We start from the raw sequence: 25,427 nt of genomic DNA, 5'->3' as shown, positions 1-25,427 counted from the left end.
GCCCACGGTAATCGAGCGGATACGCGCCGGATCGAGCTGTGCCATGATGACCACTTACCAGCCCCCGTCTGCCACTCTCCAGCAGGCCAATCCATGGAGAGTGCCCGTTGACCGTTTTCGCCGTGACACCCGTCGTCGACTACGAGCCGCCCAGGCGGGATGTCCCGCAGTGCTGCCAGCCACCCCATCCGACGCCGCGCCGCCGAGCGCGTGCGCCCCGCCGCCCCCTGGCCGGCCAGCCCGTCAGACCACCCAATCCGTCCGCGCCGATGCGCCAGGCGGCCGCCTTCGCCGACGCCGCGCTGCGCCGGGTGCTGGAGGTCGTCGACCGCCGCCGTCCCGCGGCGCAGCTGCGCCCGATGCTGGCGCCCGGCCTGGTGGACTCGGTGGTCGCGATCGGCGCTTCGGCGGCCGGCCGCGCGCGCGGGCGGGAGGGGACGGCGGTGCTGCGCCGGATGCGGCTGCAGCCCTCCGGGCGCCATGACCCCGAGGCCGCGGCCGAGGTCTTCGGGTCCTACAGCCGCGGCGACCGGATCCACGCCATCGCGTGCCGCGTGGAACGGATGCCCTCCAGCGGCCGCTGGCAGATGGTGGCCCTGCACATCGGTTAGTTGGCGGTTAGTTGGGGGCCGCGACCCCCCGCGTACCGGGCCGCCACCGGGCCCATGATCGCCATGACGAAGACGTAGGACGTTGCCAGCGCGGCGACGGCGGGGATCGAGCTGCCCACCAGGCCGATGATGATCAGCGAGAACTCGCCCCTGGCGATGAGCGCGGCGCCCGCGCGCAGCTGGCCGCGCCGCGCCACGCCGTCGCGACGGGCGGCGAGCATTCCGGTGGCCACCTTCGTGGCCGCGGTGACGGCGGCCAGGGCCAGCGCCGCCGGGAGCATCGGCAAGAGCTCGTGCGGGTCGACGGAGAGGCCGATCGCGAGGAAGAAGATCGCGGCGAACAGGTCTCGGAGCGGGCCGAGCACCTGGCGGGCCCGGTCGGCCGTCGCGCCAGTCAGGGTCAGGCCCACCAGGAAGGCGCCGACGGCGGCCGACGCGTGCAGGACCTCCGCCACCGCCGCCACCATCAGGGTGATGCCCAAGACCCGCAGCAACAGCTGCTCGGAATCGGGGTGTTCGACCAGCCGGCCGACGTGGTGGCCCCAGCGGTAGGAGGCGGCGAACGCTGCCAGCAGCGCGCCGACCGCCGCGGCCATGCCGACGACGGCGTGCACCCAGCCCCCACCCGACGCCAGCACCGCGAACAGCGGCAGGTAGGCCGCCATCGCGAAGTCCTCGAGCACGAGCACCGAGAGCACCGCCGGCGTTTCCCGGTTGCCGAGCCGGCCCAGGTCGACCAGCACGCGCGCGATGACGCCCGACGACGAGATGTAGGTGACCCCGGCCAGGGCCAGGATGGCGACGCCGTCCAACCCCAGCAGCCAGCCGGCCACCGCGCCGGGAGTGGCGTTGAGGACGATGTCGACACCGGCGGACGGCAGGTGGTGCCGCAGGCTGGCCGCGAATTCGGTCGCCGAGAATTCCAGGCCCAGGGTCAGCAGCAACAGCACGATGCCGATGGGCGCGGCCGTCGCGATGAACTCGCCGGCCGCGGCCACCGGCAGCAAGCCACCCTTGCCCAGCGACAGACCCGCCAACAGGTAGACCGGTATGGGGGACAACGCGAAACGCCTTGCCAGGGCGCCCAATACGGCAAGTGTGGCCAGGAGGGCGCCGAGTTGAAACAGCAGCGCCCCCGAAACCTGCATCGGCTCAACCCTTGTCGATGATCCGCTCGACACCGGCGATGCCGTCTTCGGTGCCGATCACGATCAAAACGTCTCGCGCGCGCAGCATTTCGGCCGGGCCGGGCGAGGCGAGCACTTCCTCGTTGCGCACGATGGCGACGATCGATGCCCCGGTGCGGGTGCGGGCGTGGGTGTCGCCCAGCGGATGTCCGACGAACGGGCTGCCGGCCACGATGTGGACCTGTCCCGTCTCGATGCCCGGCAGCCCCCGGGAAAGCTCGGTGAACCGCTCGGCGATGCGGGGCGCGCCCAGGATCTGGGCCACCGCCTCGGCCTCGGCGTCGGTCAGGTGCAGGACGGGTCTGGCCTGGTCGGGATCGTCGGGGCCATACAGGACGACGTCGAAATCGCCGCCGCGGCGGGCGATGATCCCGATGCGGTCACCGGTGTGGCTGGTGAATTCGTACCGAAGACCGACCCCGGGCAGCAACACCTCCTTGACATCCATGCCGTCCATCCTTCCAGCCGGACGGCCCCTGCCACATCCGAGTTACACCTGAATCCGCGCGCCCATGACCACCGTCCGGTCGATGGGCAGGCCGAAGTATTCGGCGGCGTCGGCGGCGATGTAGGCGGTGGCGATGAAGAGGCGCTTGCGCCACGGCGCCATGGTCGGCGCGGGCCCGGCCCTCAGCTCCAGCTTCGACAGGAAATACGAGGCCTCGTCGACGGCGATCCGACCCTCGGTCTGCTTCGGGTCGAGCAGGCGCAGCGCGGCCGGGATGTTGGGCCGTTCCATGTAGCCGAACTTCGCGGTGACGTGCACGACCCCGTCTTCGGCATAGCCCAGGGAATCGACCTCGATTCGATCCTCGTCCGCCACCCGGGGCGCCGGCAGCGTCTCGATCGACATGAGCACCGAATGCTCGTGCAGCACCCGGTTGTGTTCGACGTTGGCGCGCATCGCCAGTGGCGCGGTCTCCTTGCCGCGGTTGAGGAACACAGCGGTCCCGGGCGTCCGCACCAGCGGTGGCTTGCAGCCGGCCAGCTGGTCGACAAATTCGCGCAGCGGTCCCTCCGCTTTCGCCCGCGCTTGAGTGACGAGATCGCTGCCCCGCTGCCATGTCGTCATCACGGTGAAAGCCGTGGCCGCGATCAGAAGCGGCAGCCAGGCCCCGTGCACCAGCTTGGTCAGGTTCGCCGCCAAGAACAGGAGGTCGACCGTCAACAACGCGCCGGCGCCTGTCACGATCAGCCACAGGGGGGTCTTCCACCGTTCGCGGGCGACGAAGAAAAAGAGCAGGGTTGTAATGGTGATCGTCCCGGTCACTGCCATGCCGTATGCGAACGCGAGTGCCGCCGAACTGCGGAACGCGAAAACGAGGATGAGCACCGCGACCATCAGCAGCCCGTTGATCCACGGCACGTAGATCTGGCCGATCGTCGACTCGGACGTGTGGACGACCCGCACCCGGGGCAGGTAGCCAAGCTGAGCGGCCTGCGACGCCACCGAGTAGGCCCCGGTGATCACCGCCTGGGAGGCGATCACCGTTGCCGCGGTCGCAAGCAGCACCATCGGCAACCGCGCCCAGCCCGGTGCGAGGAGGAAGAAGGGCGCATCGGTGACACTGTTGTTGCCCAGCAACAGCGCGGCCTGGCCAAAGTAACTGAGCATGCACGCTGGAAGGACTACAAGCAGCCACGCCCGGGTGATTGCCGGTCGGCCGAAGTGGCCCATGTCCGCGTAGAGCGCTTCGGCGCCCGTCACCGCCAGCACGACCGCGGCCAGCGCAAAAAATGCCGTGCGGGGGTAGGTGACCATGAACGTCAGCGCATATTCGGGTGACAATGCCTTGAGGATTACCGGATGCGTGGATATGCCCTCGATGCCGCAAACCCCGATCGCGATGAACCACACGACCATGACCGGCCCGAACAAGCGTCCGATGGCGGCGGTGCCGCGGCTCTGAAAGGCGAAGAGAATAACGATGATCACCGCGGTGATCGGCACGACCCAGTCACCCAGTCGCGGCTCGACAACCTTGAGACCCTCCACCGACGAGATCACCGAGATGGCTGGAGTAATCATGCTGTCGCCGAAAAACAGTGAGGCGCCGAAGATGCCGAGCGCCGCCAGAATCACGACCATGCGACGACTCCGGTTGACGCCCAGCCGGCGCACGAGGGTGATGAGCGCCATGATGCCGCCCTCGCCGTCGTTGTCGGCACGCATCACCAGGGTGACGTAAGTGAGGGTGACGATGACCATCACCGACCAAAAGACCAGGGACACAACGCCGTACAGATTGGCCGTGGTGATCGGTATCGGGTGCGGGTCGCGCGGGTCGAAGATCGTCTGGATCGTGTAGATCGGGCTGGTCCCGAGGTCGCCGAACACGACCCCGAGCGCGCCGATCACGAGCGACGAGCGGGCCTTCTCGGTGCCGAAGACGGCGCGAAGCGGCGACGCGGGCTTGGCTTGCGTGGGCATGGCGCGGTTCCTCCACCGAGGGCTAGCCGGAGGTTGATCGTAAGGCCGTCAACGGCGGAAGACCACCCATCGCATCGCGCAGTACATGTACACGGCTTCGCAGACACCCGCCAGCACTCGGGACAGCTGGTATTGCACCCCGATCGCGGTCAGCGCGCTGGAGACCCCGAGGATCAGCGCCAGGTAGTTGACGACGACCACCACGACGTACACAGCGACCTGCTTCCCGACCGGCGCGTGGGACTGAAAGTTGAAGGTGCGGTTGAGCACGTAGCTGAGCGCGAAGGCGCACGAGTAGGCCACGGTGACGGCGATCGGCACCGGAAGACCGAGACCGCCGCGCAGGCCCGTGAGGATCGCCAGATCGAGGCCGAAGGTGAGCCCGTTGATCAGGCAGAAGCCGAGAAACGTGGGCGCAACGACCGATCCGAGCCCGAACGGAAGCCGATTGACCACCGCCTCGCACCACTGGTGGAATCGGTCCACCCAGCGCGATTGGACGACCCGCGACCCGGTTTGCACACCGGTACGGTGGCATGTCCAGGTATCCGGCACGTGATCAATTGGCCAACGCCGGGCAGAGCGTTGAGATGACCTCTCAACGCCCTGCCGCGAGAGCTAGTGCTGGCCAAGCGCTTCCGCCGCGCGCCGGCGCGGCCGGTGCTTGATCGGGACCAGCATCGGGACCTCGCGACGGTACTGGCGATAGTCGCTGCCCAGCGCCGCGACGAGGCCGCGCTCTTCGATGTGCACGGCGATCAGGATGTATGTCGTCATCGCGATCGAGAAGAGCAGGTGCCCGGCCGTCATGGTGGGGGCCGCCCAGAACGAGATGAGGAAGCCCAGCATGAGCGGGTGACGCACCAACCGATAGAACAAATGAGTGCGGAAATGCAGCTCGGTGTAAGGCTTTTGGCGCCACGCCAAATACGCCTGCCGCAGCCCGAACAGGTCGAAGTGGTTGATCATGAACGTCGCGCCCAGCGCGATCACCCAACCCAGCCAGAACAATCCCCAGAGCAGCACGCGCGCCGCCGGCTGCCGCACGTCCCAAACGACCGCCGGCACCGTGCGCCACTGCCAATAGAGCAGCAGCAGCACGGCGCTCGACAGCACCACGTAGGTGCTGCGCTCTATCGACGGCGGCACGAACCGGGTCCACCACGCCTTGAACGCCGGGCGCGCCATGACGCTGTGCTGGATTCCGAACGCCCCGACCAGCAACACGTTGACCACGATGGCCTCAACGATGGGCGACGACAGCCCGTGATCGACCGTCCGCGGCACCCACAGGTTCGCCACGAACGCAACGAGATAGAGAAAGGCGACGAGGAACAGCAGGTAAGCCGCCGCGCCGTAGGCAAGAGTCAAGTAACGCTTCATGGCCCAAGTGTCGACCGCATCGGCAGCCGGGTATATAGGTCATCTGCCTCATCTTTGCGCGGCGGCGCCCTAGTTATTTCTGACTAGTCGGCCCCCGCTTGACGATTTGAGGCAAACGCCTCATGCGGCCGGCGCAGCGGCGGACCGATGATCGCCCGTGACAAGGCCACTTCGAGAAAGCACGGAGCCCAGATCATGAGCGAATCGACATGTGACACATCAGCCATCGAGTTACTCGGTACTCGGGACGCCGAACCGCCGGGCGGCGCACGGATCGACGCGATCGATGTCAGCAGGCGCGTCGGCGGCCGGCAGATCCTCGACAAGCTATCGCTCTCAGTGGAACCCGGCGAATTGGTCGCGATCGCCGGCGGCAGCGGAGCCGGCAAGACCACATTGCTGGAGATCCTTGCGGGGCTGCGAGCGCCGTCCGCCGGTGAGGTTCGGCACGACGGCGTCGTTCGTCGCGGCAAAGCGCTCGGGGGCAGCGCCGACGCGAAAGTCGGCTTCGTGCCCCAGGACGACATCATTCACCTCGAGATGCCCCTGCGCCGGACGCTGCGCTACGCCGCGCGGCTTCGGCTCCCGGCGGGCACGCCCGCGGTCGAAGCGGAGCGGATCGTCGAGGAGACCATGCGCGACCTCGACTTGGCCGATCGGGCCGACGTGCCGGTGCGTTCCCTGTCCGGCGGCCAGCGCAAGCGGGCCAGCATCGCCGTGGAGCTCCTGACCCGGCCCCGCCTTTTCTTCCTCGACGAACCCACCTCCGGGCTCGACCCGTCGACTGCGGCCGACGTGATGCGCCTGCTGCGCCGGCTCAGCCAGCGCGGGGTCACCGTCGTTCTCACCACCCACGAGCCGGCCGGCATCGACTTGTGCGACCGGGTCGTCTTCCTGGCCCGCGACGGCCACCTGGCCTTCACCGGCAGTCCGGCCGCCGCGCGGCACTACTTCGGCGTGGCGAACCTCACCGAGGTCTACGAGCGCCTGGCCGCCGAGCACACGCCGCGGATCTGGGCCGAGCGGTTCACGCAGAGCCGCGCGAAGTCAAACGCCCGGCCCGGCTTCAGCCGCCAGGCCGTCTCGGCAACCAAATCCGACGTCAGGCGAACCGGCATGGTCCGGCAATGGTGGCTGCTCACCCGCCGCAACGTCGACGTACTCGCCCGCAACCGGCTGACCCTTGCGATCCTGCTGGGATCACCGGTGCTTGTGACGGCGATGATGGCGACGCTGTTCAGGCGCGGCGCGTTCGATCCCGGTGGCGCGGCGGGCGTCGGCCCGGCCCAGATCGTCTTCTGGATCGCTTTCGACGGCTTCTTCTTCGGGCTGACGTACGGCCTGCTGCAGATCGTCGGCGAGATGGCCGTCTTCCGGCGCGAACGCCTGGCCGGGCTCAGCGTGGGCGCGTACGTGGCGTCAAAGGTGACGGCGCTGCTTCCGGTTCTGGCGGGCGTGAGCGCGGTGTTGCTGCTTGTGTTGCGGGCGCTCGGGCGGCTGCCCGCGGCGGGATGGGACGTCTACGCCTCGCTGTTCGCGACGATTGTGATCGAAGCGATCTCGGCGCTGGCCCTGGGCCTGTTCGCCTCGGCGGCCGTTTCCAACGCCGCGCAGGCGGCCCTCGCCCTGCCGATGTTGTGCTTCCCTCAGGTGCTATTCGGTGGTGCGATCGTGCCGACCGACCAGATGGCCACCCCCGGGCGCCTGATGAGCCTGGCGCTGTCCAACCGCCACGCCTTCGATGCGTTGGGGCGCGACCTGGGACTCGACCGCTACACCGCCACGCTGCCGGCCATGTCCGTATACCGCGAGACCTTCCAGGGCGGGAACGCCGCCAGTCTCATCGCGCTCGCCTCGTTCGCAATCGCCCTCACGGTGGCCACCGCCTGGCTGTTGGACCGGCGATCCCGGCCCGGCGCGTCCATGCGGTGACGGGAGCGAGCCGAACGAACGCTCAAAACTTGTGGACGAAGACGTTGATCGGCTCATCCTGCCCCCGCAGAATCAGCGTGCGCCGCTGCATGCCGGCCGTCAGTTCGTCGGCGACCCCACTGGCGACGAGCAACTCCCCGCCCGCGGCGCGTTGTTGCATCCGGGCCGCGGCGTTGACCGGGCGGCCCAGGGCGGTGAAGTCGACGACGGCGCCGCCGACGTTGCCGACGTATGCGACGCCCGCGTGCACGGCGACGCCGGCGTCCAGCCAAGGTCCGTTCGGCGTGCCGTAGCCGACGGCCCGGAGCAACTCGATTCCCGCCTCGACGGCTCGTTGCCGATACCGCGGGCCGCTGATGCCCCGCACGAAAAACGCCATCACCTCGTCACCGATGAGCTTGTCGATCACGGCGTCATGGCGCAGCAGGGTCTGCGTCGCGGCGCCGTAGAACCGGTTGAGCAACGCGGCGAAGTCGGCGGCGGCCTGACGGTGACCCAACGCCGTGGAGCCTCGAACGTCGACGAACAGCACCGCGATATCGACCTCAGCGCCTCCGCGCGGCAGCGCATCGCAACATCGCGTGCACAGGTTGGGGTTCTTGCGGGACCGGCGGAAGCCGGCAACGGCAAAGAGCCGGCCGACGGGGCCGCCGAACGGGTTGTTGCACAGCTTGCATCGCGGCGCCGACGGTAGGTAGCGGAAAGCGTGCCGCGCCCGGACCAGCGATGAGTGGCCCTCGGTCAGCACCGCGTCCCACAACCGCGGCGAGAGCCCCGGGTGCGATTCGTAGAGTTGGCTTCGCCCAGTGCTAAACATGCAGAAATGGTCGCCTCGATTTCCCGCGTGCACATGAGGCATTCGCCCCAAACATTCGAACCAAGGGGCTGGGTTTTCAGCCGGGCGCGCCGCCGGTCAGGCCGTGCCGGGTCGCATACAGGCTGGCCCCGATCCGGTTCGAGACCCCGATCTTGGCATAGATGTGCTCAACATGATTGCGCACGGTCTTCTCGGAAATCCAAAGCGCCGAGGCGATTTCGCGGTTGGACCGCCCCTGGGCCACATGGAGCAAGACCTCGGCCTCGCGCCGGGTCAGGCCCGACGGCCTGGTGGCTCTGCGCGACGGCTGGTGACCCGCGGCCTCCAGCACGGCTTCAACCGCGTCGCCGTCCAGGCGACCCCGCGCGGCTTCGCTACGCAATCGCGTGGCCGCGGCGGCCCCATCCAGCGCATCGCGATACGGTCGCGGCTCGGTTGAGCCGCAATAGCTTTCGGCCGCGGCGAGTACCCGCTCGCGCATCGACAGATCGTCGCCACGGAGCCCGTTCGGGTACCCCGACCCGTCCAGCCGTTCGTGGTGGTTGACCGCGACCTCCCGGACGGCCTTGAGCCCACCGACGCGGGCCAAGATCCTGCCGGTCAGATACGGATGCAAGTGCACACGCTCGCGTTCGGCGGGGGTCAACCCGCGCGGCTTTTCCCACACCCGGTTGGACACACCGATCCGGCCGAGATCGTGAACGTAGCCGGCCCGGCGCAGCGTGTCGATCTCGTCCGTCGCCAGCCCGGCGCACTTGCCTGCTTTCTCCGCCAGGTCGGCCACTGCTCGCGAATGGCCAAGGGTGAAGGGGCATTTCAGGTCCACGAAATCGCCCATCGCACACAAGAGCCGGTCCAGCGACGAACCACTCAGCGTTTCCCCGGGATCCGGCGCCAAGCCGGCGGCCGTCTCCCACGCGTCTTCGTCGTCGCGCAGCAGCTCGTCGGCGACGTCGCAAAACACCGCGACTATGTCGGGGTCGAACTGTTTGCCGCTGCGACGGCGAACCTCCGCGATCGCGCGGCTCGCGCCGAAGGCGCGATAGTGCACTTCGGCGATGTCGGTGAGCTGCGCCACCCGCATGGTCACGGGTATCTGGCTCCCCGCGGCACCAGTGGGAAGGCCGCTGCCGTCCCACCGCTCGTATGCGAAGGGCAGGGCTTCGCACACGTCCTCGCCGAGGCCGATCTCCTCGGCGAGCAGCGCGGCCGACAGGCAATGTGAGTGCATCAACGTGCCGAGGTTGCCGCGTGCGTCCAAAAACAGCTTCGCCGCCAGCTGGGCCCGTTTCGGCAACGTCGACCCGCGACCCAGGTTGCTGACAAGGAATCGCCGGAACTCAGCGCCGGACCAGTCGATGAAGTGGCTGTCATGTCGCGCCGCGATGTCGTCGCCGAACCACCGCGCGTACTCGTGCGAGTCGGCATGACACCCGATCCACATCACCAGGCCCGTGTAGAAAACCGTCCCGCGCTCACGCTCGCCGAGGCCGAGGCGCTCGGCAAGCCTCGTTCCCATCGCCGCCGACCGCAGCATGTGATCCATGGGCTGGCCGAGCCCGAGGTCGATCGCCAAAGACAGCGCCGCCAATACCTCGGTCCGCGACACCGCTCCGTCGAAGGGCATAAATTCGCCCCTTCCCGGCCCGTCACGGTGGCGACGCCGGTGTAGCCAGACAGAAGCCGACGCCTGATAAGCCTATGGCATCGGCGTTGCCAGGTGGCCGATTGTGCGGCTAGCCGCACACTGGCTACCGAGCGTGCGGCCAGCCGCACACTCGGCGCCAGGGCTAGCGGCGCTTGACCGACTTCGGCGGCTTGGCGCCGCGCCCCTGCTGGCGCGCGGCCGCACGACGCTCGCGGCGGCTGCCGCCGCCGGGTACACCGGCCGGCGCCTTCTGGGCGCCACCGCCATTGCGCTGCACTTGCGCCGAACCGTCCTCGGACGGGCCGGAATACGTGAGTGCGGGCGCCTCGTCATCAATGCCCTTGGCGCGCAACACGCTTGGGGCCTCCTCGCGAGCCGCGGCGGGCGCTTCGCCTTGGTCATCGGGCTGCCCGCCGGCGCCGGTCCCCAGTTCCGCCAGGCCCTCGGGCGTCGGCTGCGGGGCGACCTGCGGGGTCGGCACCGCTTCCACGGTGACGTTGAACAGGAAGCCGACCGACTCCTCCTTCATGCCGTCGAGCATGGCCATGAACATGTCGTAGCCCTCGCGCTGGTACTCCACCAGCGGATCGCGCTGCGCCATCGCCCGCAGCCCGATGCCCTCCTTGAGGTAGTCCATCTCGTAGAGGTGCTCACGCCACTTGCGGTCGATGACGTTGAGCAACACGTTGCGTTCCAGCTGACGCATCGCGCCCTCGCCGGCGATCTCCTCGAGCTCGGCTTCCCTTGCGGCGTAAGCCCTTTCGGCGTCCTTGATCAGCGCGTCGAGCAGCTCGTCGCGAGTGAGGTCGTCGCGGTCGGAGTCGGCGTCGGGGTGGGTCAGCGTCTCGTGCGCAATGCCGACCGGGTACAGCGTCTTCAGCGCCGTCCACAGCGCGTCCAGGTCCCAGTCCTCGGCGTAGCCCTCGGCGGTCGCGCCGTCGACGTAGGCGGTGATGACGTCGCGGACCATGTCCAGCGCCTGGTCCTTGAGGTTCTCACCCTCCAGGATGCGGCGGCGCTCGGCGTAGACCACCTTGCGCTGCTGGTTCATCACCTCGTCGTACTTGAGGACGTTCTTTCTGACCTCGAAGTTCTGCTGCTCGACCTGGGTCTGGGCGCTCTTGATGGCGCGGGTCACCATCTTGTTCTCGATCGGCACGTCGTCGGGCAGGTTCAGCCGGTTGAGCATCGCCTCCAGCGCGGCGCCGTTGAAGCGGCGCATCAGCTCGTCGCTCAGCGACAGGTAGAAGCGCGACTCCCCCGGGTCGCCCTGCCGGCCGGACCGGCCGCGCAGCTGGTTGTCGATGCGCCGCGACTCGTGGCGCTCGGTGCCCAGCACGTACAGGCCGCCGGCCTCGATCACCTCTTCGGCCTCCGCGCTGGCCTCCTCCTTGACGATGGGCAGCTCCTCGTGCCAGGCCGCCTCGTACTCGTCGGGCGTCTCGACAGGGTCGAGGCCGCGGGCCCGCAGCCGCTGGTCGGTGAGGAAGTCGACGTTGCCGCCCAGCACGATGTCGGTGCCGCGGCCGGCCATGTTGGTGGCGACGGTGATGCCGCCGCGGCGGCCCGCCACGGCGATGATGCCCGCCTCCTGCTCGTGGTACTTGGCGTTGAGCACGTTGTGCGGGATGCGGCGCTTCTGGAACTGCCGCGATAGGTACTCCGAGCGCTCGACGCTGGTGGTGCCGATCAGGACCGGCTGGCCCTTCTCATAGCGCTCCTCGACGTCGTCGACCACCGCGATGTACTTGGCCTCCTCGGTCTTGTAGATGAGGTCGGACTGGTCGGTGCGGATCATCGGCTTGTTGGTCGGGATCGAGACCACGCCCAGCTTGTAGATCTCGTGCAGCTCGGCCGCCTCGGTCTGGGCGGTACCGGTCATGCCGGCCAGCTTGTCGTAGAGACGGAAGTAGTTCTGCAGCGTGATGGTGGCCAGCGTCTGGTTCTCGGCCTTGATCTCGACGTGCTCCTTGGCCTCGATGGCCTGGTGCATGCCCTCGTTGTAGCGGCGGCCGATCAGCACGCGGCCGGTGAACTCGTCGACGATGAGCACCTCGCCGTCGCGCACGATGTAGTCCTTGTCGCGGTTGAACAGCTCCTTGGCCTTCAGCGCGTTGTTGAGGTAGCTGACCAGCGGCGAGTTGGCCGCCTCGTAGAGGTTGTCGATGCCGAGCTGGTCCTCGACGAACTCGACGCCTTTCTCGTGCACGCCGACGGTCCGTTTGCGCAGGTCGACCTCGTAGTGGACGTCCTTTTGCATCAGCGGCGCGATGCGGGCGAACTCGGTGTACCAGTTGGAGGCGCCGTCGGCCGGGCCGGAGATGATCAGCGGGGTGCGGGCCTCGTCGATGAGGATGGAGTCGACCTCGTCGACGATGGCGAAGTTGTGCCCGCGCTGCACCAGGTCGTCGAGCGAATGCGCCATGTTGTCGCGCAGGTAGTCGAAGCCGAACTCGTTGTTGGTGCCGTAGGTGATGTCGGCGTTGTAGGCCACCCGCCGCTCGTCGGGCGTCATCTGCGCCAGGATCACGCCGACGTCCAGGCCGAGGAAGCGGTGCACGCGGCCCATCCACTCGCTGTCGCGTTTGGCCAGGTAGTCGTTGACCGTGACGACGTGCACGCCCTTGCCGGCCAGCGCGTTGAGGTAGGCGGGCAACACGCAGGTCAGGGTCTTGCCTTCACCGGTCTTCATCTCGGCGACGTTGCCCAGGTGCAGCGCGGCCGCGCCCATCACCTGCACGTCGAAGGGGCGCTGGTCCAGGACCCGCCACGCGGCCTCGCGGGCCACGGCGAACGCCTCGGGCAGCAGGTCGTCCAGGGTTTCGGGGTTTTTCTCGTCGTTGAGGCGCTGCCGGAACTCGTCGGTCTTGGCCCTCAGCTCGGCGTCGGTGAGCTTCTCGACGTCGTCGGACAACGTGTTGACATAGTCGGCCACCCGCTTGAGGCGCTTGACCATGCGACCTTCACCAAGGCGCAGCAACTTCGACAGCACAGCTATATCCCCTGTGGGTTGGAGTCTTCCTCTTTTTGCGAGGCGGCATCCATCCTAGGTGAAGAGGCAGTTAAGCCCCTCAAACGTCGCTGAACGTCAGGCCAGCCTGATCAGCCCGTAGTCGTACGCGTGCCGGCGGTACACGACGGACGGCCGTTCGGTCTCCTTGTCGTAGAACAAGAAGAAGTTGTGCCCGACCAGCTCCATCTCGTAGAGCGCCTCGTCGACCGTCATGGGCGTGGCCTGGTGTTCCTTGGTGCGGACCACCCGGCCCGGCTCGTGGTCTTGCAGCTCGCCGTGGTCGACCCCCGCGCCGTCGTGTTGATGCGGCTCGACGGGTTCGGAGTTGAAGGCCTTCGCGGGAAGCGGCGCCACCGCGGTGGCGGCGGCCAGCGACACCGGCGTCTTGTCGCCGTAGTGCACCTTGCGGCGGTCTTTGGCGCGGCGCAGCCGGTTCTCCAGCTTGTCGACCGCGGACTCGAAGGCGGCGTAGAAGCTGTCGGCGCAGGCCTCCGCGCGGCTGACCGGGCCGCGCCCGCGCGCGGTGATCTCGACGCGCTGACAGGACTTGCGCTGACGGCGGTTGGGCGCGTGTTTGAGCTCGACGTCGAAGAGATAGATGGACCGATCGAATCGTTCGAGGCGGGCGAGTTTTTGCGAGACGTAGAAGCGGTAATGATCGGGGATTTCGACGTTGCGGCCCTTGAACACGACTTCGGCGTTGAGGGTCGGCTCGGCCGGCTCGCTGCTTTCCGCCGGCGCTTGGTCGAGAGTCTGACCGGAATCCACGGTAAGCCTTGACATACGTGTCAACTCGTTTCCTTTTCCACGTCGCACGCTGTGCGTGCCGGCTTCCTACATGAGCGCCGACGGGGGGTTGGGAGCGGTTTCTTCAGGTCACCGCCGCAGGCTGCCCGCCGATGCAAGGTGTCGGATTCTCACCCCCTTCCACATGTGGCGTATCAACCCGGAAATCGACGACTGCGTTGCGCCGGGTCAAAGATGTTCCTGAAGGTTGTCCTCGACGTTAGCTCGTGTTCGCCTTGGGATGCCACCAATTCCGGGCAGCTGTTGCGAGTTCTTCACATGCGCTTGGCGCCGCGCGGCTTCACGCGGCCGCGATCGCCAGCACCGCGGCCACGCGGACCCCGGCGGCGCGCAGCGTCCGCACCGACTCGCGGGCCGTCGCCCCGGTGGTGACGACGTCGTCGACGACGATGACTTCTGTTTTCGGCCGCCCGCGCAGCACCACCCGGCCGGCGATGTTGCGCTCGCGCGCCGAGGTGCCGAGGCCGACGGAGTCGCGGGCCAGGGCCTTCATCCGCAGCACCGGCGCGACGGCGATGTCGGGGTGCCCGGCCACCGCGGCCCGCGCCAGCCGGGTGACGGGGTCGCCGCCGCGTGCCCGCGCCGCCGAACGCCTCGTCGGCGCGGGCACGATCGTCAGCGGCGTCTCGACCATCCCCCAGGTCAACAGCCGGTGGATCCCGACGGCCAGCGCCCGGGCCAGCGGGCTGACCAGGTCGCCGCGCCCGTTCTCCTTCAGCGCGAGGATCGCCGCGCGCCGCGCGCCGGCGTAGCGACCCAGCGCGAACACCGGCGCCTCGGGTTCGATGTGGGGGCTGACGACGTGCGGCTCGTCGGCCCTGACGTCAAGTTCCGCCGCGCAGGCGTCGCACCAGCGGGTCGACGGCGCCCCGCAGCCGCCGCATTCCAGCGGCAGGATGAGATCGAGCACGGAGTCAGTGTGGCGGGCACGGCCGACAACTACTACTGGCCGGCGCTCACGACGGCGCTCGGTGCGGCTTCGACGAATCGCCGACGCGCCGGCTTCAACACGAAGACGGCCAGCGCCGCGGTTCCCAGATCGAGCGCAATCGCACACCCGAACACCGGAATCCAGCTCCCGGCGTGCTGATGCAGCAGCGCCGCGAGCGGACCACCGAAGACCGAACCGATCCCGAACGAGATGTAGAGCCAGCCGTAGTTCGCTGTCGCGTAACGGGCCCCGAAAGTATCGGTCAAGGTGGATGGGAACAGCGAGAAGATCTCACCCCACCCGAAGAACACCAAACCGGACAGGAGGACGAACAGCGTGGCGTCGTGTCGCGTCAGCAACCAGAGCGTCATGGCAACAGCCTCCAGCGCGAAGGCAAACGCCATGGTGTTTTCCCGGCCCAGTCGGTCCGATACCCAACCGAAAAACGGCCGCGTCAGCCCGTTCGTGAAGCGGTCGATGGTCAAGGCCAGCGGCAGCGCGGCGAGCCCGAACACCAGCACCTTGCTCACACCGAAGTCGGTCGCGAATGTAGCCATCTGCGACGTGACCATCAGGCCCGAAGTGGCCATCATGGTCATCATGAAGAACATCAGCCAGAAGAGCGGCCGCTTGAGCATCTCGGCGGGCCGGTAATCACGCCGAGCGGCGGACGGCCGGGCGCTCGGTAGGTTCAACCCGAGATCCGCCGGCGGCACCCGCAACCCCTGCGCGGCAACGAAACCGACTGCGGCGAACACGATGCCGAAGAGCCACAACGTCGACTCGACGCCATGCGCGGCCAGCGACGAGGCGATCGGAAAAGTCGTCAAAATCGCGCCCATCCCGTAGCCGGCCGCCACCACACCGGCGGCGAATCCGCGTCGATCGGGAAACCACCGGACCACCAGCCCCACGACGCCGACATACACAATCCCCGTGCCTAGACCACCGACGCCGCCATAGGTGAGATACAGCATCGACACGGTGTGCGCGTAAGAAGCGAGCACCCAGCTCGCGCCCGCCAGCAGCGTGCCGATCGAGATCAACCGGCGGGGCCCGAAGCGGTCGACCAGCGCACCCTGGAACGGCGAGAAAAACGCCTGTAACAGCACCAGAATCGAGAACGTAACCTGCAATTCGGGCAAGGCAATCCCGAGTTTGGTGGCGAGTGGCTTGGTCATCAGCGTCCACACATACTGGGGACTCGATATCGCCATCATGCACACCAGCCCAAGGCCGAGCTGAAGCCAGCGAGTCTGCGCCACGGTCGGCGCACTGGGTACAGCCGTGCCGCCCATGGTGTCCGCGTGAACAATCAACGTGTTCCTCCGTTTCGATTGCGTCGCGGCCCGCCCACCATTGAGCCACTCGCGAACCTACATTGCCCGCACCAATCCGCCCGACGAAAAATCGGAAACCGGCTTCCTGCAGGAGTTTTCAACTGAAATCGATTAATGCGACGCCAATGTGCGGTCCTGACAGTAATTTTCGCTTGTTACCCAGGCGTTACTCCCAGTAGCGGGCTTATCAACATCCACTCACAGAAAGCAACAGCCTGGAGTGCGAAACATGAACAGTATTGTCAGATAACGACATACATTGATAAATCTTACATATCCGACGATAAGCGGTGTGTATCAGCCCCGCAGAATAGCGGGTCACCAATTAACCCTTTCGTCGCTGTGGGGCCGCGCGAACAAGCTCGGGTGTGAGCTGGCGTGGGGCTGGTCAGCACTGACACGTCGAGGCGCGCTTACGATCCGATCAGCACGGCGCTGGACGTCAGCGTCTTCCGAAACGATATGTGGCACAAGGCATGAGCCACGGCAGACGTCGCTAGCCCGGCAGCACCGGCAGTGCGCCGGGCACCAACAGCCCGGATACCTCCGACCAGCTCTGCTGGCTTTCGGGGGCCGACGCCGAATACTGCAGCACCCCTTCGGGGGCCGCGACGTAGACGGCCGACGGGTTGGCCGCGACCGTCGTGACCGGCATCTGCAGGCCGCGAGCCGGCGCATCGGAGTTCACCCCGTCGAGGTTGACGTAGGACACCGGGTGGCTGGCGTCGGTGCGGGTCACCACGATGTCATCGCCGGTCCGCCACGACAGCGAGACCACCGAGTTGCCGAGGCCGAAACCCAGCCGCCGCGGGTAGGTCAGCGCGTACTGCCCGGCCTGGGTCTGCTCCACACCGGCGAGGATCACCTGGCCGTTGATCACCATCGCGGCGCGCGTGCTGTCGCGAGACAGCTGCAGGTCGGTGATCGGCCCGGGGAAGGTGGAGGCCACCACCGCGGAATCCACCGGGATGCGCGCGGGCTGCCCCGACGCCGGTTCCTGAATCGCGCGCAGCACGTTGTTGTTGTCGACCACCACCCACACCGCGTCGTCCAGCGACCAGCTGGGCCGCGTCAGGCTGTGCCCGTCGGCGGCCTGGACCGCCTCGCCGCCGAGGTCGCCGATCCACAGCGACGCCGCCTGGTCCGGGGCGCCGCGGCGCAGTGTCACCACCGACGCCACCTGCCGCCCGCTGCGCGACAGCGCGGCGCCGGTCTGGTCGCCCACCCGCCCGAACGCCCCGGGGACGGTGTTGGCGTGCTGGCCGTCCAGCCCGACCAGCGACCCGTTGACCAGGGCGTGCAAGCCCGCCCCCGCGCCGTCGGCCACACCGGGGTCGGTGGCGGCGACGTCGGAGGTGGTCCACCCTTCGGCGAACCGGTCGTCCAGCGGCGCGCCGTCGGCGTTGATCACGTACGGGCCCCGGATGTCGGCCCGGGCCAGCGTCCAGATGATCTGTGCCGCAAGCAATTGCCTGCTGTGCGGATCGGTGGTGGACAACTTCTCCAGCTCGATGCGGGCGCCGCCGTAGCCCTTGCCGATGCCGTTCTTGCCGCCGTCGGCCCGGGTCACCGGGCCGCGCAGCCGCAGCGGCGGGGCCAGCAGGTTGCGCACGGTGTGGGCCATCTCGGGCCGCGGCCCGGCCAGCATCTTGGACACCAGCTCGGTGGCCAGCTGGTCGTGGTCGGACACCGCGACGTAGCGGGGATCGGGCACCACGGTCTTGCCGGTGGGGTCGGCGAAGTACAGCGTGTTGCGTTTGTAGGTGGACTGGAACTGCTGCCAGTCCAGGAACACGCCGTTGGGCAGCCGGTCGATGCGCCAGCCCCCCGACGTCTTGACCAGCTCGATCGGACCCGGGTCGGGCAGCACGCCCTCGGCGGTTTCGAACACGCCCACGTCGGACAGCGAGCCCAGGATGTCGGCGCGCATGGTCGCCGAAACCCGTTCGGCGCCACGGGTTTCCACGAACACCACGTGGTCGATCAGCAGGGCGCTACCGGCGTCGTCCCACGCGTTGGATGCCGACTGGGTGAGAAATTGCCGGGCCGCCAGGTGCCGGTTCGCGGGATCGGCTGTGGCCTTGAGGAATTCGCGCAGCAACACGTCGGGGTCCATGCCCGGGGTTGGCTTGGGCAGGTTGGACGGCGCCGGCCGCTCGACCGTGCCGATGGCCTGCGGGGCCGACGAGCTGGGCACCCCCGCGCAGCCGGCGAGGACGAACGCCGTCGACGACACGGCCAACAAAGCGAGCAGCCGTCGCATCAGACGCTCCGCTCGGCGTGCTCGCGTGGGCGCTGCGGGTCGGGGCGCGGCGGCGCGGGCGGCTCCGGGATCGGCTTCAGCGGCAGCGGGCTGGTGGTGACCTTGTGACCTCGAATCAGGGGCAGCGTCAGCCGGAAGCACGCGCCCTCGCCGGGCTCGCCCCACGCCTCCAGCCGGCCCTGGTGCAGCCTCGCGTCCTCGACGCTGATCGCCAGACCCAGCCCGGTGCCGCCGGAGCGACGCACCCGCGACGGGTCCGAGCGCCAGAACCGGCTGAACACCAGTTTCTCCTCGCCGGGCCGCAGGCCCACCCCGTAGTCGCGGACGGTGACGGCGACGGTGTCCTCGTCGACGCCCATCCGGATCTGCACCGGCTTGCGCTCGGCGTGGTCGATGGCGTTGGCGATCAGGTTGCGCAGGATCCGCTCCACGCGGCGCGGGTCGACCTCGGCGATCACCTCCTCGTCGGGCAGGTCGACGAGCAGCTCGATGCCGGCGTCCTCGGCCAGGTGTCCCACGTTGCCCAGCGCGCTTTGCACGGTGGTGCGCAGGTCCACCGCCTCGACGGACAGCTCGGCCACGCCGGCGTCGTGCCGGGAGATCTCGAGCAGGTCGTTGAGCAGCGTCTCGAACCGGTCCAGCTCGTTGACCATCAGCTCGGTGGACCGGGCCAGCGTGGGGTCGAGGTCGGCGCTGTGGTCGTAGATCAGATCGGCGGCCATCCGCACCGTGGTCAGCGGGGTGCGAAGTTCGTGGCTGACGTCGGAGGTGAACCGGCGCTGCAGGTTGCCGAACTCCTCGAGCTGGGTGATCTGCCGGGACAGGCTCTCGGCCATGTCGTTGAACGACACGGCCAGCCGCGCCATGTCGTCCTCGCCGCGCACCGGCATCCGTTCGGACAGATGCCCCTCGGCGAATCGCTCGGCGATCCGCGACGCCGACCGGACCGGCACCACCACCTGGCGGGACACCAGCAGCGCGATCCCCGCGAGCAGCACCAGCAGCACCGCGCCGCCGGTGATCATCGTGCCGCGCACCAGCTGGATGGTGGCCTGCTCGTTCTTCAACGGGAAGATCAGGTAGAGCTCGAGGTTGGCCACCTGCGACGACGTCGGCGTGCCGATGACCAGCGCCGGCCCGGAGAACCCGTCGGTGTGCACGGTGGCGTACTGATACGCCGCCTGCCCGGCCTTGACGAAGCCGCGCAATGCGTTGGGCACCTGGTCGACGGGTCCGGCCGTGGTGGCGGCGCGCGGACCGTCGCCCGGCACCATCAGCGCCGCGTCGAACGCGCCGGCCAGCCCGGCGCCCGAGGCGGGGTCGGTCTTGGACGTCAGCGTGTTGCGGGCCAGCTGGAGGCTGCTGTCCAGCGAGCGGGTCTCCTCGCCGTTGACGATCCCGGCGACGGTGGTGCGCGCGCGCTCGATCTGCTCCATGGCGGCCCGGACCTTCACGTCCAGCACCCGGTTGGTCACCTGGCTGGTCAGCACGAAGCCGAGCGCGAGGATGACGGCGAGCGACAGGCCCAGGGTCAGTGCGACTACCCGCAATTGCAGCGATCGGCGCCAGGCAGCGCCGACGGCCCGACTCACCGCACCCATGCCCCGCGTCATGGGGCCGGAGCGCCCCCAGCGACTTCTAGTGCGTTGCCGAGACCCCCAGATCAATGACGCCGCTCCTCAGCACTGGCGCCGCTCATGCGGCGCACTGGCCGGTCGCCGGCGTGGCAACGAACCTCCCGGATCACGGAGGTCCGGCCTTGTATCCCACTCCTCGAACGGTCAACACCACGGTCGGGTTCTCAGGGTCTTTCTCGACCTTGGCCCGCAGACGCTGGACGTGCACGTTCACCAGGCGGGTGTCCGCCGGGTGCCGATACCCCCACACCTGTTCGAGCAGCACATCACGAGTAAACACCTGGCGCGGTTTGCGTGCCAGCGCGACCAACAGGTCGAACTCCAGCGGTGTGAGGGAGATCTGCTCGCCGTTGCGGGTGACCTTGTGCGCCGGCACGTCGATGTCGACGTCGGCGATGGAAAGCATCTCGGCGGGCTCGTCGTCGTTGCGCCGCAGCCGCGCGCGCACCCGGGCGACCAGCTCCTTGGGCTTGAACGGCTTCATGATGTAGTCGTCGGCGCCCGACTCCAGGCCGAGCACCACGTCCACGGTGTCGGTCTTGGCGGTCAGCATCACGATGGGCACGCCGGAGTCGGCGCGCAGCACCCGGCACACGTCGATGCCGTTCATGCCCGGCAGCATCAGGTCCAGCAGCACCAGATCCGGGCGCAACTCGCGCACCGCGGTCAGCGCCTGAGTGCCGTCGCCGATGACCGCGGTGTCGAAGCCCTCCCCACGCAGCACGATGGTGAGCATCTCGGCCAGCGAAGCGTCGTCGTCGACGACCAAAATCCTTTGCCTCATGGAGTCCATGGTGTCACCAGATCGGGACAAATTCGGCGCACCACACGGGCGTTTCTTATTCGATACGGCCAAATCGTGACAATTTTGTGCTAGCCGGCGGTCAAAGACGCCGCCAACCGCCCCGGATCGACGTCGGCGTCGACGACCAGCCACCGCCCGCCCCAGCCCGCCGCGGCCAGCTCGGCGTAGACCGCGCCGGTGCGCTGCTGCAGCCCGTCGTCGCGCTCATAACTGTCCCGCGCGCGGCCCGGCTCGTGCTCGGCCCGGTGCCGGGCCCGCCGCGCGGCGAGTTCGGAGGGCACCGCGAGCAGCACCTGCCAGTCGGGCGCGGGCAGCCTTAACCGCTCGTATTCGAGCCGGTGCACCCACGCCGCCGCCTCCCCTGCCGCGTCCTGGTGCAGGCGCGCCGCGCTGTAGGCCGCGTTGGAGGCGACGTAGCGATCCAGGATCACCACGTCGTGGTCGCGGCCCAGCGCCGCGATCTGCCCGATCGCCCCGGCGCGGTCGAGCGCGAACAGCGTGGCCATCGCGTATACCGACGACGCCAGGTCGCCGTGCCCGCCGTGCAACGCTTCGGCCGCGATGTCGGCGGTCACCGACTGCCCGTAACGCGGGAACGCCAGGGTGGCAACCGACTTCCCGGCGGCTTCGAAGGCCTTGCGCAGGCCGTCGGACAGCGTCCGCTTGCCGGAGCCGTCGACCCCTTCGATCGCGATCAGCACGGCGCGAGCCTATCCCGGCCCTCGAGCGCCACGCTGGCGTGACGCTCGAGGCCGAACGCCGCGCTGGCGCGACGCTCGGCGATTCAGCGCCTCAGTAGCGGTAGTGGTCGGCCTTGTACGGGCCGTCGACGTCGACGCCAATGTACTCGGCCTGCTCCTTGGTCAGCTTGGTCAGCTGGCCACCGAGCGCCTCGACGTGGATGCGAGCCACCTTCTCGTCGAGGTGCTTGGGCAGCCGGTACACCTCGTTGTCGTACTCGTCGTTCTTGGTCCACAGCTCGATCTGGGCGATCACCTGGTTGGAGAAGCTGTTGCTCATCACGAACGACGGGTGCCCGGTGGCGTTGCCCAGGTTCAGCAGCCGGCCCTCGGAGAGCAGGATGATCGACTTGCCGCTGTCCGGGAACGTCCACACGTCGACCTGCGGGCGGATGTTCACCTTGGTGGCGCCGGACTTCTCCAGCTGGGCGACCTGGATCTCGTTGTCGAAGTGCCCGATGTTGCCCAGCACGGCGTGGTCTTTCATCGCCTTCATGTGCTCGAGCGTGATGATGTCCTTGTTGCCGGTGGCGGTGATGACGATGTCGGCCTCGCCGATCGCGTCCTCGACCGTCTTGACGTCGTAGCCCTCCATCAGCGCCTGCAGCGCGTTGATCGGGTCGATCTCGGTGACGACGACGCGCGCGCCCTGGCCCTTGACCGACTCGGCGCAGCCCTTGCCGACGTCGCCGTAGCCGCAGATCAGCACCTTCTTGCCGCCGATCAGCACGTCGGTGCCGCGGTTGATGCCGTCGATCAGGGAGTGCCGGCAGCCGTACTTGTTGTCGAACTTGGACTTGGTGACCGAGTCGTTGACGTTGATCGCCGGGAAGGCCAGGTCACCGGCCGCGGCGAACTGGTACAGCCGCAGCACGCCGGTGGTGGTCTCCTCTGTGACGCCCTTGACCGACTCGGAGATCTTCGTCCACTTGTCCTTGTCGGTCTCGAAGCGGTTGCGCAGCAGCTCCAGGAAGACCTTCCACTCGGTGGGGTCGTCGTCCTCGGCGGGCGGCACCACGCCAGCCTTCTCGTACTGCGCGCCGCGCAGCACCAGCATGGTGGCATCCCCGCCGTCGTCGAGGATCATGTTGGCCGGCTCGTCGGGCCAGGTCAGCATCTGCTCGGCGGCCCACCAGTACTCCTCCAGCGTCTCGCCCTTCCAGGCGAACACCGGCACACCCTTGGGCTCCTCCGGGGTGCCGTACGGGCCGACGACCACCGCGGCGGCGGCGTGGTCCTGGGTGGAGAAGATGTTGCACGACGCCCACCGCACCTGCGCGCCCAGCGAGACCAGGGTTTCGATCAGCACGGCGGTCTGCACGGTCATGTGCAGCGAGCCCGAGATCCGTGCCCCCTTGAGCGGTTGCACGTCGGCGTACTCGCGGCGCAGCGACATCAGGCCCGGCATCTCCTGCTCGGAGAGCTCGATGTCGCGGCGGCCGTAATCGGCCAACGACAGGTCGGCGACCTTGAAATCGATGCCGTTGCGGACGTCGGCGGTCAGGGAGCTTTCGGTCGTCGTCATAGCGTGGTCTTCCTTCTTCGACGTTTGGGGGGCTCGCTCGAGCCAAGCGGTACTTAGCTTAGGTATGTTCTTCCGCCACTGTAGCCGCGACCCCATGACGCTCCGCGAACGGCGTCATCAGCCGGGCCAGGTCCGCCGCCACGTCGTGATCGGCCTCCGGCGGCATGGACACGTAGCTCAGCGCCAGCCGCACGATGGCGCGGGCGAGCACCCCGGCGTCCTCGTCGCTGGTCGCCACCCAGCTCTGGGTCAGCGCCGTGGTCAGCCGCGCCGACGCCCGGTTGATGATGGGCCCGCTGTCGGTGGTGATGATCTGCAGCAGGTCGGGCTTGGCGACGCCGGTGAGCAACGAGATCACCAGCGGGTCGGCGGCCGACTCCGCGAAGAAGGAGCGAAAACCCTGCAGGAACGCCTCGTGTATGTTGCCGACGTTTGCGTCGATCGCGGATCCGACCGCGTCGACCAGCCGATCGGCCAGGCGCAGGGCGTACCCCTGCGCCAGGCCCTGGCGCGAGCCGAACTCGTTATAGATGGTCTGCCGGCTGATGCCCGCGGCGCGGGCCACATCCGACAGCGTGATCGCCGACCAGTCCCGGGCCAGCAGCAGGTCGCGCATCGCGTCGAGCACCGAGTCGCGCAACAGGACGCGTGACGCCTCGGCATACGGCATCCGCTTCACAGGCGCGACAGTAGTAGTCGAGGCGTTCACGGTCTGGCCACTTCCACCATTTCGAAGTCGGATTTCGCGGCGCCGCAGTCCGGGCAGCTCCAGTCGTCGGGGATGTCGTCCCAGCGGGTGCCGGGCGCGATGCCGTCCTCCGGCCAACCCAGCGCCTCGTCGTACTCGAAGCCGCACTGGATGCAGCGGAACAGCTTGTAGTCGCTCATGCCGTCACACCTTCCTTCTCGAAGTCCGCCTTCTCGCGCACCGCGCAATCGGGGCAGCACCAGTCGTCGGGGATGTCGCTGAAGGGCGTGCCCGCGGGAAAGCCTTCCCGCGGAGCGCCTTTGGCCTCGTCATAAAGGTAGCCGCAACCCGGGCAGCGGTAGGCGATCATGCCGCCACCTCGTAGCGGGCCAGCAGCTTTTCGCGCAGTCGCGGCTGGACATTGACGCGGGTGATGTCGCCGTCGTAGTGCGCCAGCACGCGGTGGTCCATCACCCGGCGCCACAGCGGCGGGAAGTAGGTCAGCGAGATCATCGACGCGTACCCGCTCGGCAGGTTGGGCGAGCCCTGCAGGCTGCGCAGCGTCTGGTAGCGGCGGGTCGGGTTGGCGTGGTGATCGCTGTGCCGCTGCAGGTGATACAGGAACAGGTTGGTCACCACGTGATCGGAGTTCCAGCTGTGCACCGGCGCGCAGCGCTCGTAGCGACCGTTCGTGCCCTTTTGCCGCAGCAGCCCGTAGTGCTCGAGGTAGTTGACCGCCTCGAGCAGGCTGAACCCGAAGACCGCCTGGATGACCACGAACGGGATCAGGCCCGGGCCGAAGACCGCGATCAGCGCGCCCCACAGCACCACCGACATCAGCCACGCGTTGAGCACGTCGTTGGACAGGTAGGTCCGGGGGTCCCACGGGCTCTTGCCGAGCCGGCGCAGCCGCTGCGCCTCCAGCCCCAGCGCCGAGCGCAGGCTGCCGAACACGCTGCGCGGCAAGAACTCCCAGAAGGTCTCGCCGAAGCGCGCCGACGCCGGGTCTTCCGGGGTCGAGACGCGCACGTGGTGGCCGCGGTTGTGCTCGATGTAGAAGTGGCCGTAGCAGGACTGCGCCAGGGTGACCTTGGAAAGCCAGCGCTCCAGGGAGTCCTTCTTGTGCCCCATCTCGTGGGCCGTGTTGATCCCCACCCCGCCGAGGACCCCGACCGACAGCGCCACACCCAGCTTGCCCGCCCAGCCCAAGCCGCCGTCAAAGCCGAGCCAGCCCAGGTTCGACGCGGTGAACAGGTAGGCCCCCAGGACCACACTGAGGTACTGGAACGGGATATAGACGTAGGTGCAGTAGCGGTAGTACTTGTCGTTCTCCAGCCGTTCCATCACCTCGTCGGGCGGGTTCTGCCCGTCGGGCCCAAACCGCAGGTCGAGGATCGGCAGCAGCACGTAGAGCAGGATCGGCCCGATCCACAGCGGTACCTGCGCGGCGGCGTGCCAGCCGAGCCGGTTGAGCGCCCAGATGATCGGCAGCATCACGAACAGCGCCGTCGGGGCGATCAGCCCCATCAGCCACAGGTGGCGCTTCTTGTCCCGCCAGACCGGCGATTCCTCGGGCCGCAGTGTGGTCATATGCCAAACCTCCTTGATGTCATGGACATTCGCCGAGCCTGTAAATCTGCAGACAAAGTGCGAGTAAAGACCTGCGGAA

At 68.1% G+C, this 25,427-nt stretch carries 22 protein-coding genes; 2 read left to right on the top strand and 20 right to left on the bottom strand.

Going from position 1 to position 25,427, the window contains the following annotated elements; genetic code table 11:
* Positions 1 to 107: 107 nt before the first annotated feature.
* Positions 108 to 611: an Rv3235 family protein gene (locus AWB92_RS18560; protein ID WP_085188242.1), complete on the top strand. Its 504-nt coding sequence runs from the start codon at positions 108 to 110 to the stop codon at positions 609 to 611.
* Here the strand turns inward: AWB92_RS18560 and AWB92_RS18555 are convergent.
* The 5 genes from AWB92_RS18555 to mddA all read right to left on the bottom strand — a co-directional run bounded on the left by AWB92_RS18555 (position 608) and on the right by mddA (position 5,612).
* Positions 608 to 1,759: a cation:proton antiporter gene (locus AWB92_RS18555; RefSeq protein WP_085188240.1), complete on the bottom strand. Its 1,152-nt coding sequence runs from the start codon at positions 1,757 to 1,759 to the stop codon at positions 608 to 610. The two genes, AWB92_RS18560 and AWB92_RS18555, sit on opposite strands and share 4 nt — an antisense overlap.
* Positions 1,760 to 1,763: 4 nt before the next feature.
* Positions 1,764 to 2,246: a cation:proton antiporter regulatory subunit gene (locus tag AWB92_RS18550; protein WP_085188329.1), complete on the bottom strand. Its 483-nt coding sequence runs from the start codon at positions 2,244 to 2,246 to the stop codon at positions 1,764 to 1,766.
* Between the two features lie 42 nt (positions 2,247 to 2,288).
* Positions 2,289 to 4,229, bottom strand: coding sequence for a KUP/HAK/KT family potassium transporter (locus AWB92_RS18545; RefSeq protein ID WP_085188238.1), 1,941 nt, complete (start codon positions 4,227 to 4,229; stop codon positions 2,289 to 2,291).
* 48 nt (positions 4,230 to 4,277) lie between these two features.
* On the bottom strand, positions 4,278 to 4,751 hold the full coding sequence (locus tag AWB92_RS18540) for a GtrA family protein (RefSeq protein ID WP_085188236.1): 474 nt from the start codon (positions 4,749 to 4,751) through the stop codon (positions 4,278 to 4,280).
* A 96-nt stretch (positions 4,752 to 4,847) separates the two neighbouring features.
* Positions 4,848 to 5,612, bottom strand: coding sequence for a methanethiol S-methyltransferase (gene mddA / locus AWB92_RS18535; protein ID WP_085188234.1), 765 nt, complete (start codon positions 5,610 to 5,612; stop codon positions 4,848 to 4,850).
* Between the two features lie 195 nt (positions 5,613 to 5,807).
* On the opposite strand from mddA, the gene AWB92_RS18530 reads away from it, so the two are divergent.
* Complete coding sequence (locus AWB92_RS18530) at positions 5,808 to 7,544, top strand: ATP-binding cassette domain-containing protein (protein ID WP_085188232.1); 1,737 nt, start codon at positions 5,808 to 5,810, stop codon at positions 7,542 to 7,544.
* A 22-nt stretch (positions 7,545 to 7,566) separates the two neighbouring features.
* Here the strand turns inward: AWB92_RS18530 and AWB92_RS18525 are convergent, their stop codons facing one another.
* The 15 genes from AWB92_RS18525 to AWB92_RS18455 all read right to left on the bottom strand — a co-directional run bounded on the left by AWB92_RS18525 (position 7,567) and on the right by AWB92_RS18455 (position 25,348).
* Positions 7,567 to 8,361: an adenylate/guanylate cyclase domain-containing protein gene (locus AWB92_RS18525; RefSeq protein WP_085188230.1), complete on the bottom strand. Its 795-nt coding sequence runs from the start codon at positions 8,359 to 8,361 to the stop codon at positions 7,567 to 7,569.
* A gap of 76 nt (positions 8,362 to 8,437) precedes the next feature.
* Positions 8,438 to 9,988 (bottom strand): HD domain-containing phosphohydrolase, encoded by a 1,551-nt coding sequence (locus tag AWB92_RS18520; RefSeq protein ID WP_085188228.1) that lies wholly within the window; start codon positions 9,986 to 9,988, stop codon positions 8,438 to 8,440.
* A 163-nt stretch (positions 9,989 to 10,151) separates the two neighbouring features.
* Positions 10,152 to 13,001, bottom strand: coding sequence for a preprotein translocase subunit SecA (secA, locus tag AWB92_RS18515; protein ID WP_068181955.1), 2,850 nt, complete (start codon positions 12,999 to 13,001; stop codon positions 10,152 to 10,154).
* A 96-nt stretch (positions 13,002 to 13,097) separates the two neighbouring features.
* Positions 13,098 to 13,790 carry a ribosome-associated translation inhibitor RaiA gene (raiA, locus tag AWB92_RS18510; protein ID WP_085188226.1) on the bottom strand — a complete coding sequence of 231 codons (693 nt, stop codon included), beginning with the start codon at positions 13,788 to 13,790 and terminating at the stop codon, positions 13,098 to 13,100.
* A 319-nt stretch (positions 13,791 to 14,109) separates the two neighbouring features.
* Complete coding sequence (locus AWB92_RS18505; protein WP_085188223.1) at positions 14,110 to 14,739, bottom strand: ComF family protein; 630 nt, start codon at positions 14,737 to 14,739, stop codon at positions 14,110 to 14,112.
* A gap of 32 nt (positions 14,740 to 14,771) precedes the next feature.
* The gene (gene oxlT, locus AWB92_RS18500) at positions 14,772 to 16,025 is read right to left on the bottom strand and encodes an oxalate/formate MFS antiporter (protein WP_206601302.1); all 1,254 of its coding nucleotides are present in this window, start codon (positions 16,023 to 16,025) and stop codon (positions 14,772 to 14,774) included.
* A gap of 571 nt (positions 16,026 to 16,596) precedes the next feature.
* On the bottom strand, positions 16,597 to 18,363 hold the full coding sequence (lpqB, locus tag AWB92_RS18495; protein ID WP_142282159.1) for an MtrAB system accessory lipoprotein LpqB: 1,767 nt from the start codon (positions 18,361 to 18,363) through the stop codon (positions 16,597 to 16,599).
* Complete coding sequence (gene mtrB / locus AWB92_RS18490; protein WP_085188219.1) at positions 18,363 to 20,030, bottom strand: MtrAB system histidine kinase MtrB; 1,668 nt, start codon at positions 20,028 to 20,030, stop codon at positions 18,363 to 18,365. Before mtrB ends, lpqB begins: the two co-directional genes overlap by 1 nt.
* Positions 20,031 to 20,106: 76 nt before the next feature.
* Positions 20,107 to 20,793 (bottom strand): two-component system response regulator MtrA, encoded by a 687-nt coding sequence (gene mtrA, locus AWB92_RS18485; RefSeq protein WP_055576516.1) that lies wholly within the window; start codon positions 20,791 to 20,793, stop codon positions 20,107 to 20,109.
* An 80-nt stretch (positions 20,794 to 20,873) separates the two neighbouring features.
* Positions 20,874 to 21,506, bottom strand: coding sequence for a dTMP kinase (locus AWB92_RS18480; protein ID WP_085188217.1), 633 nt, complete (start codon positions 21,504 to 21,506; stop codon positions 20,874 to 20,876).
* Positions 21,507 to 21,597: 91 nt separating this feature from the next.
* Complete coding sequence (ahcY, locus tag AWB92_RS18475) at positions 21,598 to 23,070, bottom strand: adenosylhomocysteinase (protein WP_068181970.1); 1,473 nt, start codon at positions 23,068 to 23,070, stop codon at positions 21,598 to 21,600.
* Between the two features lie 58 nt (positions 23,071 to 23,128).
* Complete coding sequence (locus tag AWB92_RS18470; RefSeq protein ID WP_142282158.1) at positions 23,129 to 23,779, bottom strand: TetR family transcriptional regulator; 651 nt, start codon at positions 23,777 to 23,779, stop codon at positions 23,129 to 23,131.
* Entirely contained in the window at positions 23,776 to 23,958 is a 183-nt protein-coding gene (rubB, locus tag AWB92_RS18465; RefSeq protein WP_068100530.1) for a rubredoxin RubB, read from the bottom strand. Before rubB ends, AWB92_RS18470 begins: the two co-directional genes overlap by 4 nt.
* Positions 23,955 to 24,128, bottom strand: a complete 174-nt coding sequence (locus AWB92_RS18460) for a rubredoxin (RefSeq protein WP_068100532.1) — start codon at positions 24,126 to 24,128, stop codon at positions 23,955 to 23,957. Before AWB92_RS18460 ends, rubB begins: the two co-directional genes overlap by 4 nt.
* Positions 24,125 to 25,348 (bottom strand): alkane 1-monooxygenase, encoded by a 1,224-nt coding sequence (locus AWB92_RS18455; RefSeq protein ID WP_085188213.1) that lies wholly within the window; start codon positions 25,346 to 25,348, stop codon positions 24,125 to 24,127. Before AWB92_RS18455 ends, AWB92_RS18460 begins: the two co-directional genes overlap by 4 nt.
* Positions 25,349 to 25,427 lie beyond the last annotated feature (79 nt).

Origin of the sequence: Mycobacterium sp. IEC1808, from assembly GCF_002101935.1 — a bacterium.
Taxonomy (GTDB): Bacteria; Actinomycetota; Actinomycetes; order Mycobacteriales; family Mycobacteriaceae; genus Mycobacterium.
Note: the sequence above shows the minus strand (reverse complement) of the source record. Positions and strands in the feature narration are given on the sequence as shown.

Bases quoted from the DNA above. Each gene is read 5' to 3' on its own strand.
- mddA (WP_085188234.1), bottom strand. From the start codon at position 5,612: ATGAAGCGTTACTTGACTCTTGCCTACGGCGCGGCGGCTTACCTGCTG.
- mtrA (WP_055576516.1), bottom strand. From the start codon at position 20,793: ATGGACTCCATGAGGCAAAGGATTTTGGTCGTCGACGACGACGCTTCG.
- AWB92_RS18550 (WP_085188329.1), bottom strand. From the start codon at position 2,246: ATGGATGTCAAGGAGGTGTTGCTGCCCGGGGTCGGTCTTCGGTACGAA.
- ahcY (WP_068181970.1), bottom strand. From the start codon at position 23,070: ATGACGACGACCGAAAGCTCCCTGACCGCCGACGTCCGCAACGGCATC.
- AWB92_RS18530 (WP_085188232.1), top strand. From the start codon at position 5,808: ATGAGCGAATCGACATGTGACACATCAGCCATCGAGTTACTCGGTACT.
- AWB92_RS18455 (WP_085188213.1), bottom strand. From the start codon at position 25,348: ATGACCACACTGCGGCCCGAGGAATCGCCGGTCTGGCGGGACAAGAAG.
- AWB92_RS18525 (WP_085188230.1), bottom strand. From the start codon at position 8,361: ATGTTTAGCACTGGGCGAAGCCAACTCTACGAATCGCACCCGGGGCTC.
- rubB (WP_068100530.1), bottom strand. From the start codon at position 23,958: ATGAGCGACTACAAGCTGTTCCGCTGCATCCAGTGCGGCTTCGAGTAC.
- AWB92_RS18555 (WP_085188240.1), bottom strand. From the start codon at position 1,759: ATGCAGGTTTCGGGGGCGCTGCTGTTTCAACTCGGCGCCCTCCTGGCC.
- AWB92_RS18460 (WP_068100532.1), bottom strand. From the start codon at position 24,128: ATGATCGCCTACCGCTGCCCGGGTTGCGGCTACCTTTATGACGAGGCC.
- lpqB (WP_142282159.1), bottom strand. From the start codon at position 18,363: ATGCGACGGCTGCTCGCTTTGTTGGCCGTGTCGTCGACGGCGTTCGTC.
- AWB92_RS18520 (WP_085188228.1), bottom strand. From the start codon at position 9,988: ATGCCCTTCGACGGAGCGGTGTCGCGGACCGAGGTATTGGCGGCGCTG.
- AWB92_RS18545 (WP_085188238.1), bottom strand. From the start codon at position 4,229: ATGCCCACGCAAGCCAAGCCCGCGTCGCCGCTTCGCGCCGTCTTCGGC.